Origin of the sequence: Mucilaginibacter roseus (genome assembly GCF_021215455.1) — a bacterium.
Classification (GTDB): Bacteria; Bacteroidota; Bacteroidia; order Sphingobacteriales; family Sphingobacteriaceae; genus Mucilaginibacter; species Mucilaginibacter roseus.
The window spans coordinates 678,677-693,833 of the sequence record NZ_JAJPWV010000002.1; the positions used below are offsets into that span (position 1 = coordinate 678,677).

Annotated in this window: 14 protein-coding genes; 5 read left to right on the forward strand and 9 right to left on the reverse strand. The window is 43.5% G+C overall.

What is annotated here, in order from left to right; genetic code table 11:
- The first annotated feature begins 177 nt into the window (after window positions 1-177).
- The 3 genes from LT679_RS07855 to LT679_RS07865 all read left to right on the forward strand — a co-directional run bounded on the left by LT679_RS07855 (window position 178) and on the right by LT679_RS07865 (window position 2,985).
- Entirely contained in the window at window positions 178-1,065 is an 888-nt protein-coding gene (locus tag LT679_RS07855; RefSeq protein WP_232176909.1) for a class I SAM-dependent methyltransferase, read from the forward strand.
- A 62-nt stretch (window positions 1,066-1,127) separates the two neighbouring features.
- Window positions 1,128-2,174 (forward strand): hypothetical protein, encoded by a 1,047-nt coding sequence (locus tag LT679_RS07860; RefSeq protein WP_232176910.1) that lies wholly within the window; start codon window positions 1,128-1,130, stop codon window positions 2,172-2,174.
- 130 nt (window positions 2,175-2,304) lie between these two features.
- Window positions 2,305-2,985, forward strand: a complete 681-nt coding sequence (locus LT679_RS07865) for a PKD domain-containing protein (protein ID WP_232176911.1) — start codon at window positions 2,305-2,307, stop codon at window positions 2,983-2,985.
- A 64-nt stretch (window positions 2,986-3,049) separates the two neighbouring features.
- Here LT679_RS07865 and LT679_RS07870 read toward each other — a convergent pair whose 3' ends face one another.
- Window positions 3,050-3,874 (reverse strand): M12 family metallopeptidase, encoded by an 825-nt coding sequence (locus tag LT679_RS07870; protein WP_232176912.1) that lies wholly within the window; start codon window positions 3,872-3,874, stop codon window positions 3,050-3,052.
- A 225-nt stretch (window positions 3,875-4,099) separates the two neighbouring features.
- Between LT679_RS07870 and LT679_RS07875 the strand changes: the two genes are divergently transcribed.
- Window positions 4,100-4,495, forward strand: a complete 396-nt coding sequence (locus LT679_RS07875) for a hypothetical protein (protein ID WP_232176913.1) — start codon at window positions 4,100-4,102, stop codon at window positions 4,493-4,495.
- A gap of 119 nt (window positions 4,496-4,614) precedes the next feature.
- Here the strand turns inward: LT679_RS07875 and LT679_RS07880 are convergent, their stop codons facing one another.
- The gene (locus LT679_RS07880) at window positions 4,615-6,456 is read right to left on the reverse strand and encodes a UbiD family decarboxylase (RefSeq protein WP_232177165.1); all 1,842 of its coding nucleotides are present in this window, start codon (window positions 6,454-6,456) and stop codon (window positions 4,615-4,617) included.
- Between the two features lie 302 nt (window positions 6,457-6,758).
- Between LT679_RS07880 and LT679_RS07885 the strand changes: the two genes are divergently transcribed.
- The gene (locus LT679_RS07885; protein ID WP_232176914.1) at window positions 6,759-7,658 is read left to right on the forward strand and encodes a nucleotidyltransferase family protein; all 900 of its coding nucleotides are present in this window, start codon (window positions 6,759-6,761) and stop codon (window positions 7,656-7,658) included.
- Window positions 7,659-7,716: 58 nt separating this feature from the next.
- Here LT679_RS07885 and LT679_RS07890 read toward each other — a convergent pair whose 3' ends face one another.
- From LT679_RS07890 to LT679_RS07920, 7 genes are all read right to left on the reverse strand, one after another.
- Window positions 7,717-8,211, reverse strand: coding sequence for a hypothetical protein (locus LT679_RS07890; protein ID WP_232176915.1), 495 nt, complete (start codon window positions 8,209-8,211; stop codon window positions 7,717-7,719).
- A 73-nt stretch (window positions 8,212-8,284) separates the two neighbouring features.
- Complete coding sequence (locus LT679_RS07895; RefSeq protein WP_232176916.1) at window positions 8,285-8,596, reverse strand: DUF3467 domain-containing protein; 312 nt, start codon at window positions 8,594-8,596, stop codon at window positions 8,285-8,287.
- Between the two features lie 94 nt (window positions 8,597-8,690).
- Window positions 8,691-9,617, reverse strand: a complete 927-nt coding sequence (fcl, locus tag LT679_RS07900) for a GDP-L-fucose synthase (protein WP_232176917.1) — start codon at window positions 9,615-9,617, stop codon at window positions 8,691-8,693.
- 27 nt (window positions 9,618-9,644) lie between these two features.
- Window positions 9,645-10,760: a GDP-mannose 4,6-dehydratase gene (gene gmd, locus LT679_RS07905; protein WP_232176918.1), complete on the reverse strand. Its 1,116-nt coding sequence runs from the start codon at window positions 10,758-10,760 to the stop codon at window positions 9,645-9,647.
- A 143-nt stretch (window positions 10,761-10,903) separates the two neighbouring features.
- Complete coding sequence (gene lhgO / locus LT679_RS07910) at window positions 10,904-12,121, reverse strand: L-2-hydroxyglutarate oxidase (RefSeq protein WP_232176919.1); 1,218 nt, start codon at window positions 12,119-12,121, stop codon at window positions 10,904-10,906.
- 40 nt (window positions 12,122-12,161) lie between these two features.
- The gene (locus tag LT679_RS07915; RefSeq protein WP_232176920.1) at window positions 12,162-13,964 is read right to left on the reverse strand and encodes a right-handed parallel beta-helix repeat-containing protein; all 1,803 of its coding nucleotides are present in this window, start codon (window positions 13,962-13,964) and stop codon (window positions 12,162-12,164) included.
- Window positions 13,965-14,070: 106 nt separating this feature from the next.
- Window positions 14,071-15,150 (reverse strand): 6-hydroxymethylpterin diphosphokinase MptE-like protein, encoded by a 1,080-nt coding sequence (locus LT679_RS07920; RefSeq protein WP_232176921.1) that lies wholly within the window; start codon window positions 15,148-15,150, stop codon window positions 14,071-14,073.
- Between the last annotated feature and the right edge of the window lie 7 nt (window positions 15,151-15,157).

Consider the following 15,157-nt stretch of genomic DNA (forward strand, 5'->3'; position numbering starts at 1 on the left):
CCGGAAGCCAGTAAGTAATGAGCGTCGCGATTTACTTACTGGCTTTAATACTTTAGCACTCCGCTCTCTTCCGCACTTCAAAAAGATATAGTATTTTTGCCCCTAAACTTTTATTCTCAGGCAACTAAAAACTTCCGGACTTTCGGTCTTTCCGACTTTCGGACTGCAAAAATAATAATGATCCAACTACTTACGCCTACGCACTGGAAAGATTACGAACTGATTGATTGCGGCGACTTTGAGAAGCTGGAACGCTTTGGCGACCTGATACTTATACGCCCTGAACCTCAAGCGGTATGGGATAAGGCACTGCCCGAAAGCGAATGGCAAAAACGCCATCATATCAAATTCAAAGGCCGTTCGGCAACGGCGGGCGATTGGGTAAAGAAGAGCCCCAAAACACCAGACCGCTGGCATATTGAATACAAAAACCCTGAAGCTGCTATCAAGTTCCGTCTTGGGTTAACCTCATTTAAGCATGTAGGCATATTCCCGGAGCAAGCCGTTAACTGGGATTACATCAGCAGCAACATTAAAAAGTTTAAAACACCTAACCCAAAGGTGCTTAACCTGTTTGCTTACACCGGCGGCGCATCCCTTATTGCTAACGCGGCGGGCGCCGAAACCACACACGTTGACTCCATTAAACAGGTAGTTACCTGGGCTAATGAGAACCAGGAAATTTCGGGTTTAAACAACATCCGTTGGGTGGTTGAGGATGCCCTTAAATTTGTAAAACGCGAGCTTAAACGTGGTAAAAAATACAATGGCATCATCCTTGACCCGCCGGCTTACGGGCATGGCCCCAACGGTGAAAAATGGAAGCTGGAAGATCACATTAAAGAGATGATGCGCGACGTGGTACAATTGCTCGACCCCGAAGAACACTTTTTGATATTGAACACTTACTCGCTGGGTTTTTCATCCGTAATTATTGAAAACCTGGTTAAAAGCGCCTATCCGCAGGTTCAGAATTTTGAAACCGGCGAACTATATCTGCAAGCTACCGCCGGGCCAAAACTGCCGCTTGGCGTGTTTGGCAAGTTTTGTAAAATAAAAGCTTGACAGCCGGGCCATTCCATTATATTTACAACTTAATTGAACTAAAAACTGCCTTTAAATCTGCCATGAGAGCAAAGCACATCTTCCTGTTATTATTATTTTGTTTATCAACCTTAACGTTATTATCTAACTGCACCGGCAACGGCAAACCGGCATCAAAAACCGGCTTAACCGCAGCTAAAGGGGAAAGCGAGGATGGTGATACCACCAAAAAATCAACCTATCCACCGTTGGATACGGCATTGTATGATTCGCTAAACGTTCGCCTGGCCAATGGCGATACCAATGGTTACTGGCCGGTAAAAAAGGCGGCCTACCCGCTGCCCGGAGCCGTATTACCTTTTAAACGCGTGGTTGCCTTTTATGGTAACCTGTTCTCAAAAAAGATGGGCATTTTAGGTGAGCTGCCTGCCGACCAGATGCTGGCCAAGCTAAAAACCGAAGTAAAGAACTGGGAAAAAGCTGACCCTAAAACACCTGTTGTGCCTGCATTGCATTACATTGCCGTGGTGGCACAAGGTGACGGCGGCAAAGATGGTAAGTACCGCTACCGTATGCCGTTCAAGCAGATTGACACCGTGCTTTACCTGGCAAAAAAGATAGACGCCCTGGTATTTTTAGATGTACAGGTAGCGTTGAGCGATATTAAAACAGAATTACCTTTGCTGGAGAAATACCTGGCTATGCCAAACGTGCATTTTGGTATGGATCCTGAATTCTCCATGAAGGATGGCAGCAAGCCGGGCAAACGCATAGGCACTTATGATGCTGCCGATATAAACTATGTGAGTAACTACCTGGCCGACCTGGTAAAAAAGAACAACCTGCCGCCCAAAATATTGGTTGTACACCGCTTTACCCGTAAAATGGTTACCAATACAAAAGATATTAAAACCCGCCCGGAAGTACAGGTGGTGATGGATATGGATGGCTGGGGCGAACCATCGCTTAAACTGGGCACGTACCGCCACTGGATATACCCTGAGCCGGTGCAATTCACGGGCTTTAAGCTATTCTACAAAAACGACATCAAAAAGGAGCCTAAGCGTATGCTTACCCCTGCCGAGCTAATGAAATATAAACCGATACCTATTTACATACAGTATCAGTAAAAAAACAAGAACGCCGCCTTAATAAGGCGGCGTTCTTGTTTTAAGCAGGCGATTAATTATTTCAAAGATAAAAAACCAACTTGCAATTAATTTCATATCTTGTAAGCCTTATTTAATCCTTATCACTGATATGAAAAAAATCTGCTCTCTGTTGGCCGTAGTGCTTATCGCGGCATCATCATGTAAAAAAGACCCGGTAGCGGGTTTTTCAACCGAAAGAACAACATTTTATTTGACTGAATCTGTAACGTTTAATAACACCTCACAAAACGGGAGTAGTTATTTATGGGATTTTGGCGATGGCAGCACATCAACGGATGCGAACCCTACACATGCCTACACTAAAGCCGGTAATTATACCGTGAAACTTACCGCGGGCAGTTCGGTTAGCACACATGCCATTAAGGTGGGTAACGGCACCTCGAGCTATATCGTAAAAAACAACAGCTCACTTTCATTTGAGGCCGTTTCGTACTATGTCAATTCTAACAATGAATTGCTTGACTTTGTAGAGCATGGCCCGCTGGCCATTTCCCGCAGTTCAGATACCGTATACACCTCACGTAATGTTATTCACTTAGGTGGTATGATAGACAACCGAATATTTATTGTAATAAACGGTTACAACATCACTAAATTTAAACACAATGACCTGGCGATTAACGACCAAACGCAGGTTTATTTTGGTGACCAACAAGGCACAAACGGAAAGGCGTCACCGGGTATTACGCAAACTGCCTACAGCTATAAAAACGTATTAAGAACGCAAGCAGGCAGTAAGCCGATGATCTACATTCGGTCTGCAAAATAAATAGCTTTAAAAATTAAAGAACACAACAAAGGCGGATAGTTATCCGCCTTCGTTGTTAAGATATTTAATCGGGGTAGATCCGGCCTATAAAGTTTTTGTCCTTGGCGGATAAATAATAATTGTACCCTATTGACATGCCATCGCGTGTTAATGAGGCATCAACCGGGTATTGCATAATTGACGCCGGATCAAACTTGGTGTTCCGCACATCCGAATCCTGATATCTATTTAATACGTTTTGGTCTACCTTCTTTTTACCCCAACCATAATACTTTTTGTAATAAGCGTATACCTTTGGCTTGTCCCACTTAATTTCTGACACGGGGCTGCTTTGCTCGTGTGCCAGGCCTATGGCGTGGCCAAACTCATGGGTTACAGTACGGCTGAACTCCTTCTCCTCTGTTTTGCTGTCAAACCAACCAAAATTCATGGTTTGCTCACCTTTATGATTATTGGCATCGGTACCGATGTATGACCATGAACCTTTGTTATTGTTAACCTTAAAGCCGACCCGTATGTCTGACTCGGCTTTATTACCGGTCTTCACAAAATGAATGTTAGCGTGGTCGGCCCATTTACGGGCATACTTCATTACTTTACCTTGTAAAAAGTCGCCGCCGTTAATAAAAAAAATCTTTAGCGTTTTTCCGTTCGCCCATTTGTGATTACCTACATATACGGCATCCGTTTGCAAGCGGCTATCGTCGGTTGTGTCCGTCATATCAACACAAACCTGGGGTAAACTACCGTCAGCAAAATAATCTATCTCGTTACTTGTACTATCGGTTATGTTTGCAACGGATTCGGGTTGTACGTCATTCTGCGACGATTTGCTGCATGCTGCAAGCGCAAACAGCGCCAATGCTGGTGTTAAATGTTTTAAACGCATAAGTGATGGTTAATTAGTGTGTATGGATATACTTTTGGTTATTGGATGTTATAATAACGCCTTTTATGAAAAAAATTTTCTATATACGAAACTTAACATATAAATCAACTCATCATCAAGCACATAAATTTTTTAAAAATCAAGTAGGACGGCCTTTTAGAAAGGATATTTTTCCTGATATTTATTGAAAGTGATAAATTGCTTTCGCTTTTAAAACCAGGATTTATGAGAAGATTATTTGCAGCCTTTGCATGTATGGGCTTGTTTGGCGCTTGCCAGCATTCAAAGCCCGAGAACACCCTCAAAGCCGCTAAAGTTGAAGCGATATCTTACCAAACCGAAACCATGTTTAAGATCAGCTGCGAAAAATTTGATACTTACTATGCAGACAAATGGCGCAGCAAAACCATTAGCGACAAAGCCTCGCTTGATAAACTGAACGACTTGCTTGAAAGCTTACAAAAAACTGATAACGCCTATGAGCCCGACGTTAGGGTAAAACTGTTGCTTACCAATACCGATGGCAGCATTGATACTGTTTGCCTTGACGATAAGATTACGCGTTATAAAAATGCCAGCTACGAAACTTCTGTCGAGCTGGCTAATTTTGTGCAGGAGTAAGTTTTACGCATTATATGATGTCATTTCGAAGCATTAGCAATAAATTTGTCTGCGTTCATAGTTAAGCGACAGATTTCTCCTCGTACCTCGTTCGAAATGACAAAGGACTTATAGTGTAACTATATTATCCCGTATAAAGCTCCACCCTTTTCACCCATTTTATCAACCAGTTTTTCAGTAGCCGGATCCCGTTCCAGCACCGGTGCATGGTGTGGTTTTATCCTCGCGTCTATAATCAGCGGACCAGTACAACCCCAATGCTTGTGCTCGGTAAAGCTGCCGATACCATAAATATCGTGCGACGGGTTGCTGCGGGTAAAGGTAACCCACACCAGATTGTTGATATTTTGGGCGGTAAAAGCTGCATCATCACACAGTACTATCAGCGGTAGGCCGCTCAATTCTTTATCGCCTAATGCTTCTTCCAGTATCTCCAACATCAGCGGCATATCGCTGGTGGTAATATTTTTGGGCACCTCAACGGCGAGCACGCCCGGCATTGCCATTTTAAAGCCACTAAATGGCCTTGGCAGCGTGAACCAGGCAGGAAGTTCGTTCCAAAGCTCACGCTTAATGTTACCCGCCACAGTGATGGTAACCTTACTGCCGCTGTTTAGTCTGCTGCCGCTGTAATCAAGCGTGTCAATGGTGGTTTTGGTATAAAAATGCAGATCGCGGGTAAGGTCGACACGTTGCAGAACATGTTTCAGGAAACCGCCTATATCATGTATATCCAACTTGGGGTCGTCTTCCTTAGCGGCAATAAAAAGGTACTTGGCCAGGCTCAACTGGTTTTTACCTAAAATATGGTTGGCTATGGTCAATATTTCCTGCGGATGGCGCTCATTTAGATACGGCGTGTAACGCTCGCTGCCGATAGCGAACAGCAAGGGGTGCACACCGGCGGCATCTACAGCATTTACAGCTACAAGCCCGGGTATTTCCTTAGGCAGGGCCGATCCGGCTATCTCGTGAATCAGCGCGCCAAAGCTGGTATCTTCCTGCGGCGGGCGGCCCACTACCGTGAACGACCATATTGCATCCTTACGATGGTAAACATTGTGCACCTTCATCAGCGGGAAGTGGTGCGTAAGGCTGTAATAGCCGAGATGATCCCCGAAAGGCCCTTCGGGTTTATTGTCATGAGGCATTACCGTGCCGGTTATTACAAAGTCCGCATCAGCCGAAATACAAAAGCCTTCGCTGTCATAAAAATAACGGAACCGGCGGTTACCCAATGCCCCGCCGAAAGTCATTTCTGACAAGCCTTCGGGCAATGGCATTACTGCCGCCACCGGGTGCGATGGCGGGCCGCCTACAAATATGCTCACCTTTAGTGGCTGCCCCTTGGCATTGGCCTTGGTTTGGTGCACGCCTATGCCCCGGTGTAATTGGTAGTGCAGGCCTATCTCGTTGTTAAGCACATACTCGTTACCGGCAAGCTGAATGCGGTACATACCCAGGTTGGCGTTCATGATGCCGGGCTTTTCAATATCCTCGGTGTATACCTGAGGCATGGTCACAAAAGGGCCGCCATCCATAGGCCAGTTCACAACCTGCGGCAACTCACTTATTTGGGTACGGCCAAAGCTGACGGGTGCCGAGCGCTGCCCTACCTTCATAGGCAAAGCCGAGAGTGCGGTTAAACCCACATTAGCATATTTAAACGGATTTTTAATGGCCTTAATGGGGTCGTTCTTGATATCCACCAGTGTCTTTACCTTCTCCAGTGTATCCTTAAAAATAAACTTCGACCTTTCCAGCGTACCAAACAGGTTTGACACTGCCGGAAACTTACTGCCTTTAACATTTTCAAACAGAATAGCAGGCCCCTCGTGCTCAAAAACACGCAGGTGTATGGCTGCCATTTGCAGGTACGGATCAACCTCTTCCTTAATACGTATCAGGTGGCCATTGCGCTCAAGGTCGGCAACGCAGGCTTGTAAACTCGAATAACCCATCGCCGTAAAATTACGTACAAAAAACAGCATTAATATGTTAGATGTTGGCTAAAGCCGGCAAAAAGCAATGCTTCCGCATTATTTTGAAATAATGATGAGATTATTATTAAATACTTTTTATTATTGCGGTAAACGTGTTAAATTATCAATAAAAGCGTCTATCACTTATCATTACCGATATTTACTGCTTATTATTGTTACTTATTTTAACGTAAACTGATCGCATCTGCATTTTTTTAAAACCAAACGCTCAAAATAGCATTCATCAATAATTAACATTACTCCAATAACATAAAAACAACATGAAACCAACTTTACTGATACTTGCAGCAGGCATGGCCAGCCGCTATGGCAGCATGAAGCAAATTGATGGCTTTGGCCCCAACGGCGAAACTATTATTGATTACTCTATATACGATGCCATCAAAGCCGGTTTTGGTAAAATAAGCTTCATCATCCGCGAAGAATTTGCCGAGCCATTTAAAGCCATATTTGAACCGAAACTAAAAGGCCGCGTTGAAACTGATTACGTTTTTCAAAATTTCGACCTAAAGCAATATGGTATTGATAAAGAGATTGAGCGTGCTAAACCATGGGGTACCGCCCACGCGGTGTTAGCTGCCCGCAATCAGGTTACCGAACCTTTTTGCGTAATTAACGCTGATGATTTTTATGGTTATGATGCCTTTGAAAAAATGGCAAAATTCCTGACAACTGAGGTTAGCGATGATACTTATTCACTGATCGGTTACCAGATAGACAAAACCCTTTCAGAGCATGGCTCAGTATCACGCGGTGTGTGTAAGGTTGAGGATGGCAACATGGTTGAGATCAATGAGCGTACGCAGGTATATTTTAAAGAAGATGGCAGCGTAGTGTATGAAGAAGGGGGAGTAGAATATCCGCTACCGAATGATACCCGTGTATCCATGAACTTCTGGGGCTTTACACCGGCTGTATTTAAGCAAAGCGAGCCAATGTTTGTGAAGTTTGCTCATGCTAACGAGAACAACCCGAAAGCTGAATTCTTTATTCCGCTGGTAGCTGACGAACTGATAAAATCAGGTACGGCATCATTTAAAGTAATCCCAACCGCTAATAAATGGTTTGGTGTTACTTATAAAGAAGATAAACCGATCGTACAAAAAAGTATCTCTGAATTAGTTGAGAACGGCACCTACCCTGCCAACCTTTGGGAATAAGCATCCGGTAAACAGATACAAAAAAGGCTCACCTAAACAGTGAGCCTTTTTATTTTAGTTAATCCGGGATAAAGCCGCCTCCCTTGAGGTCTTTATAAATTTTACCACTGGCTATTTTAGCCATCTCCTTTTTAAATTTTTTTGACAACCTTTTATCCTTTTGTATCAGCAATGCCAATTGCTTCGTTTTGTCACTATTGTAATTGCTTATAAATTTATACCTCGAATCAGCGGGATTAACAACAATATCCTCTAATAATTCTTCATTGATATAACCGTGGTTATATAAATCATAATAGGATAATAATAAAGACAAGTACTGCTCACGCGGAAGGCCAATCATAGAGCAGGCAGCAATAACATTTTGCTGATAAGTATGATGTTGTTTTAAAAACGTTAAAACTGAATCCTGATACAAATCAGGCTGCTTGTATATCTCAACGAAAGCGTTAACACGAAATAACTCGCCAATAGCGGTCAGATCAACCACTTCATGCTCAATAAATTTTATGGTATCTTCAAAAGAAGCTCGCTTGGGAACTTGTTGTGCCAAGGAATTGAACCAAATCCCGCTTAAAATCAAAACCAGCTTTAGCTTCATACTAAATAAAATAATTTATTGACCATTAAGCCTGCCCTACCGGCCCGCCGAAGTTCATCGGGAAGCCGGGATTATCCTCGGGTATGCGTATGCGGCCGTTTGCGGCTTCAAACTTGGCAACGTTCTCTTCAATAGCGGTTAACAGGCGTTTGGCATGTTCCGGTGTTAATATGATGCGCGATTTTACTTTGGCTTTTGGCACGCCCGGCATTATGCGAATAAAATCGAGTACAAACTCTGATGTTGAGTGGGTAATGATAGCCAGGTTGGAATATATGCCTTCGGCCATCTCTTCAGATAGCTCTATGTTTAATTGGTTGTCGTTTTGTTCTTCCATAACACTAAAGTACTAAGCCGGGTTAATACCGCCAAGTATAAAACAAAATAGCCTCACCGTTTATCGGCAAGGCTATCGTTATCATTCAAAGCTGTTAAAGTTTGCTTTTAAAATCTTCGTATGCGAGCTTGATACCTTCAGGCAGCTCTATGGTATGTTTCCAGCCGTAGCCATGCAGTTTGCCAACATCCATCAACTTGCGTGGTGTACCGTCGGGCTTGGTGGTATCAAAGTCGATGTCGCCCTCAAAACCAACAATATCTTTCACCAGGTAAGCCAGGTCTTTTATGGCGATGTCCTCGCCGGTACCTATGTTTACCAAACCCGGCTCATTGTAATGCTCCATCAGGTAATAGCAGGCCTCGGCCAAATCATCGGCAAACAAAAACTCACGCTTAGGCGAGCCTGTGCCCCAAATGGTAACCGTAGCCGCACCCGACTCCTTAGCCTCGTGGAAACGGCGGATTAACGCCGGCAACACGTGCGAATTTTGCGGATGATAGTTATCGTTATAACCATATAAGTTGGTAGGCATTACCGAAATGTAATTACAACCGTACTGATCGCGGTAAGCATCACACATTTTGATACCCGCTATCTTGGCTATAGCGTAAGGCTCATTCGTAGGCTCAAGCGGACCGGTTAGCAAATAATCTTCCTCTAATGGCTGAGGCGCCATTTTAGGGTAGATACAGCTTGAACCTAAGAACATCAGCTTAGTAACACCGTTTAAGTGCGAATTATGTATGATGTTGTTCTGGATTTGCAGGTTATCATACAAAAACTCGGCACGGTAAGTATTGTTGGCCACAATGCCCCCTACCTTCGCGGCAGCTAAAAACACGTAATCAGGTTTTTCAGTAGCGAAAAAATCGGCCACCTGTTTCTGATCGCGCAAGTCAAGCTCGGCTGATGTACGGGTTATAATGTTGGTATAGCCCTCTTTTTGCAGTTTACGGTAAATGGCTGATCCAACCATGCCGCGATGACCTGCTATATAGATCTTGGAATTCTTATCCATTTAAATTTCAGATGTTGATACGATAGCTTATTCGTACTGGTTTTTGATAGAATAACCTGAATCTTTAAGCAATTTTTCACGCTCAAACAGTTCAAGGTCGGCAGCCATCATTTCTTTAACCAAGCCAGCCAGGTCATACTTCGGTTTCCAGCCCAGTTTCTGGTTTGATTTGGTTGGGTCACCTATCAACAGCTCCACCTCAGTCGGACGGAAGTATTTAGGGTCAACCGCTACCACCTCTTTGCCAACAGGCAATTGGTAAAGCGGGTTGCTGCAACTTACTACATAAGCTTTTTCGTCAGAGCCTTCACCCTTAAATTCAATTTCGATACCGGTTTCAGCGAACGACATACGCACGAATTCACGTACGCGGGTAGTTACACCTGTAGCAATAACGTAATCTTCCGGAGTTTCCTGTTGTAATATCAGGTACATGGCCTCAACATAATCTTTAGCGTGGCCCCAGTCGCGTTGCGCGTCAAGGTTACCCAGGTAAAGTTTATCTTGTAAGCCCATCGCTATTTTAGCGGTACCGCGGGTAATTTTACGGGTTACAAAGGTCTCGCCACGTAGCGGGCTTTCGTGGTTGAACAAGATACCGTTGCAGGCATACATACCGTAAGCTTCGCGATAGTTAACCGTGATCCAGTAACCGTATAATTTTGCTACCGCATAGGGCGAGCGTGGATAGAAAGGCGTAGTTTCTGATTGTGGCACAGCTTGTACCAAACCATAAAGCTCAGAGGTTGAAGCCTGGTAGATCTTGGTTTTTTCAGTTAAACCTAAAATACGTACTGCTTCCAGTATACGCAGGGTACCAATACCATCGGCATTAGCGGTATACTCAGGGGTATCAAAGCTCACCTTTACGTGGCTCATGGCACCCAGGTTATAAATTTCATCGGGCTGTACATCCTGTACAATGCGTATCAGGTTGGTTGAGTCGCTCAGGTCGCCGTAATGTAAAACCAGTTTCGGATTAAGCTCGTGCGGATCCTGGTACAGGTGGTCAATCCTGTCTGTATTAAACAATGAACTGCGGCGTTTAATACCGTGAACTTCATAACCTTTACTCAGCAGCAATTCGGTTAAGTATGCACCGTCTTGCCCTGTTATACCTGTAATTAATGCTTTTTTGCCCATATTATGTTTAGTAGAGTGATAACTTGTTTTGTATAGGATGTATTAGATTGATGTTAAATTTTATTTTTCACATCATTAAGTAAAAAATTATGTGAAGATAATAATAAAAAAGCTTTTTATTGTCAAAATAATAAATAATAATATTAATTGTACCCGAATTGTTTGCTGGCCATACCGGCAATCTCATTCCCGATGGCTAAGGAGGCCGTTGCGGCAGGCGATGGCGCGTTTAACACGTGTATCATGTTACCTTGCTGCTCAATTTTAAAATCATCTATCATTTCGCCGTTGCTGCTCACCGCCATAGCACGAACGCCCGCCCTGCCCGGTACAATATCGTCCATTTGCAGGCTTGGTATCAGTTTTTGCAGGCGATCCAAAAACAAGCGTTTTGAGAAAGCACGCTGATACTCATCAATACCGAACTTCCAGTGTTTGGCAAAAAATTTCCAGGTTCCCTTAAAACCGAAAGCGGCGGCAGTATCGCGCAGCGAAAAATCAGTTTTGCCATATCCTTCGCGTTTAAATACGAACACCGCGTTCGGGCCACACTCTACCCCGCCCTGTATCATTCGGGTAAAGTGCACACCCAGGAACGGGAATTTAGGATCTGGCACCGGGTAGATCAGGTTACGCACCTTACTCATCCCTTTTTCAGACAGATCGTAATAATCGCCACGAAAGCCGATAATACGGGCATCGGTATCAATACCCGTTTTCTGTGCAATCCTGTCGGCCTGTAAACCGGCGCAGGCTATTATATTTTTTGCTTTAAATATACCCCTTGGTGTAGCTACTGTGGTAACATCGCCCTGGCGGTCGATACCTGTTACCTCGTAACCAGTAAGCACCCTGCTTTGCGGAAAGCGGGCCTCAATAATCTCTTTATATTTAGTGGCAACGCTCGCAAAATCAATTATACCGGTGCAAGGCACCCAAATACCTTCAATACCGCTGCAATATGGTTCGATCTCTTTTATACGGTCGATACCAATTTTTTCAATGCCTTCTACCCCATTGGCCAAACCATTGTTAAATACACGGTTCATATGGGTAAGTTCCGACGGATCAGTTGCCACGATCACCTTTCCGCATATATCATGCGGTATACGGTGCTCTTTGGCAAACTCAACCAGCTCCCTGCGGCCAGATATGCACAAGCGCGCCTTGTATGAATTGGGTTTATAATATATACCTGAATGGATAACACCCGAATTATGGCCGGTTTGGTGCGCGGCCACATGGTCTTCCTTTTCAAGCAACAGTATTTTCAGATCGGGGTTACGTGAATTTATTTTAAATGCTGTGGCCAGGCCTACAATACCTCCGCCAATTAAAATCAGATCATACTCGTTACCCATATACTTTTTATACTGTTTATCAGGTTATCTATATTGTTATTTACTTAGTTAAAACAATTGATGAATACGGCTGCAAGGTAACTTTACCGGTGTAGGTTTTGTTATTTGCATCCTTATAAGTACCGTTCAGGTTTATTGTTTTTGGTGATGCGCTGGCATTATACTCAAACCGGGCAGTGTCGTCGCTTATATCCTGCATCTGCTTGTTTGAATTAGCCAAAGCCACGGCCGTACGTAACAACCGGCTACGGTTTAATGACATTACCTGTTTCTTTTTACCCACTAAAATATTACTCAAAATGGTATTATTTACCGGATCGGCACCCGGCGTTGTACTTACCAGCAGTTGCGTACCGTTGCCGTAGCAGGTATTATTCTGGATGTTGATACGGCTTGCCCCATTTAAAAATATACCCGAACCGGTGCAATTAGCAATAGTATTATTCTGGATATCTATATCGTGCGATCTGTCATCCAGGTAAATGCCATGCGCGTTTTGGTTGGCATTGTACGATCCGTCATACGATCCGACGGAGTTTAATATTATGTTTGATACTATTTTTTGGTTAGTATAGTTGTTGGGATTTTTCCCGCTATAGGTATATATACCACCGCCATCACTTTTAGTGAGGTTGATGTTTTTGATCAGGTTGTTTTGGATAGTAACATTTGCCGAACGGAAATCGATACCAATATATCCCACATTCTCGATGGTGTTGTTCTGTATGATGGCGCTGCCTGCTTTAGCATTGTAACGTAGGCCTACAAAACTGCCAGAACTGTTGGTACCGCGACCAACAACCAGGCCAATGTTTTTAACCGTATTATTCAAGAACCTAAAACCGGAGTGATCGTAAACCACCACCGCATTGTTATTGATATCCGATATAGTGCAACCATCAATAACTACATTGTTACCGCGGCCTAATATCGAAATTCCATCCTGACCGACATCACTTATGGTTACGTTTTTTACAGTTAGCCCTCTAAGGTTTTTACCATTAATACCAAACTGGCGCTGCTCAGCAATGGCTATATCTTTGATGACGATGTTAGACTGGCCAACAATGTTTATACCTGCTGTGTATATCGAAGCTTCAATATTTCTGCCGTTCGGATCAGACGATGAATAAAGCATGATTTGTTTAGTGGATGCCTGATAATACCATTCGCCATCCTGATCGAGCGTTTTAGGATGATCCTGGATAAAGAATCCCCAGTTATCATTCATCGCTGTAGGCGTACCTTTAAAAGTTAAGGTATTGCCTTGCTGACTAATGATCTTGTCGGTATCAATCTGCCACAGGTTTTTGCGTATTACTACATCGGCGCCGGTCCAGTCGCCATTTAACGATTGTTTGCTGGTTAACTGGGTCTTGCCAGAATGCGACCGGATAGTTAAATAACCACTGTTAGGATACCTGCCTAAAGGCAATGGCTGGTTATTTGCGAAAAGGTTTATCGCGCTGCCGTTGTAATTGCTCAGGCTTGCCACCCAAATGTTTCCCGATGAACGTTTCCAACCACTAACTACTGCCGAGCCATCAATAACCGGCTTACTGCCGCTACCGTATGAACTTATGTTTATAGGCGCTGCGCTGGTACCTGATTGTTTGATGTTAAGTTGTCCACTAAATACGTCGCCTTTTTTAAAAGATAGTACATCACCTGGTTTTAACACCAGTTGATTGGCTTTATCAATACTTTTTATAGGAGCACTTGAGGATGTACCGGCATTAGCATCGTTACCATCGGCAGATACGTAATAGGTTGACTGCGCGAAAGCAGGAGTGCTTGCAGCCAACAGGAACAGATATTTTATTGCAAAAATTTTATGCTTCATCACGATACGTTTTTATAGTGAGACAAAGATTAACTACGTAAGTTTATTATAATCATCAAACAACTTTAAACTAACGTATAATATCTTCATCTGTTGCTATATAATATTATCGTTTTTTGAATACGTATTTGTCTTGATACGGTCCGAACGGAATATGTGTAAACACCGCTTTATTGATCATGGCCGGGGCAATATCGGCACTACAGATAAAATCACCTGTTTCGGTAGTGAACTCGTCGGCACTTACAAGCGTGACATAACCGGCGAAAGCCTCATCAAACGTTTTAAAAGTATTACCCGGCAACACCATATCCACAAATAACCTAAACTGCTCTTCTTCTGAAAGGCCAAGTACATTATACAGGTTGGCACGCGGGTACTCCTCCATCACGCCACCGAATGAGGCGTTGTATATCTTCTTACCATGCTTATCAAAAAACTGGCGGCCGGCCTTAAAGTTCTCAATCATATCCTCAACCGTAGGGTTGCGGTAGGCCATGCCCTTACCGTCATAACGTGGGTCAAAGTGGTTAGGGTCATCATCTTTTTTACCTACCCAATCGCGTTCGCTTATTTTTTCAACGCTGCGTTTGGCAAAGGTCATGTCAACGCCCAGCATATAAATTTCTTCAAAACCAAGGTAAGCCAGTATTTGCAAACCGCCGTTAACTACCGTTTTGTTAATGCCGCATTCCGGTAAATTGAGCGAATACTCCGGCTTGTCCATATACAGCCAGTGTATTTTCTCTGACTCGGGCAGATAGCTTTTAAAATCGACGTTTGAGGGATGCAGATCAGGGAAAAACGCATATTTAACTACCGGCAATATTTCTTCGTCTATCTCTTTATAAATTTCTTTAAGCTTTAAATCATCAGTAACCAGGTAAAAATCAGGCAGCCAGTTAAGGCGCTCATACAACAGGTTAATGCGGTTAAAGCACATGGTGTATTCATCCTTTAATAAATACAAGGGCGTTTTATTGATACTTGGGCCTGCGCCTACTACAAACACACGCTGCCCTTTATATTTATCTTTCAGCGCTCTCCATTTCTCGATATTTTGCTCATCCTTTTTTTGGAAGGCACGCTTAAGCTTAACAATGCCATATTTAACCAAACGCTCCGAAAATACTTTCAGGCCATCGGTCTGCATTATAGTTTTACCTTTCCTTATTAAGCTTTGCATAGTAACG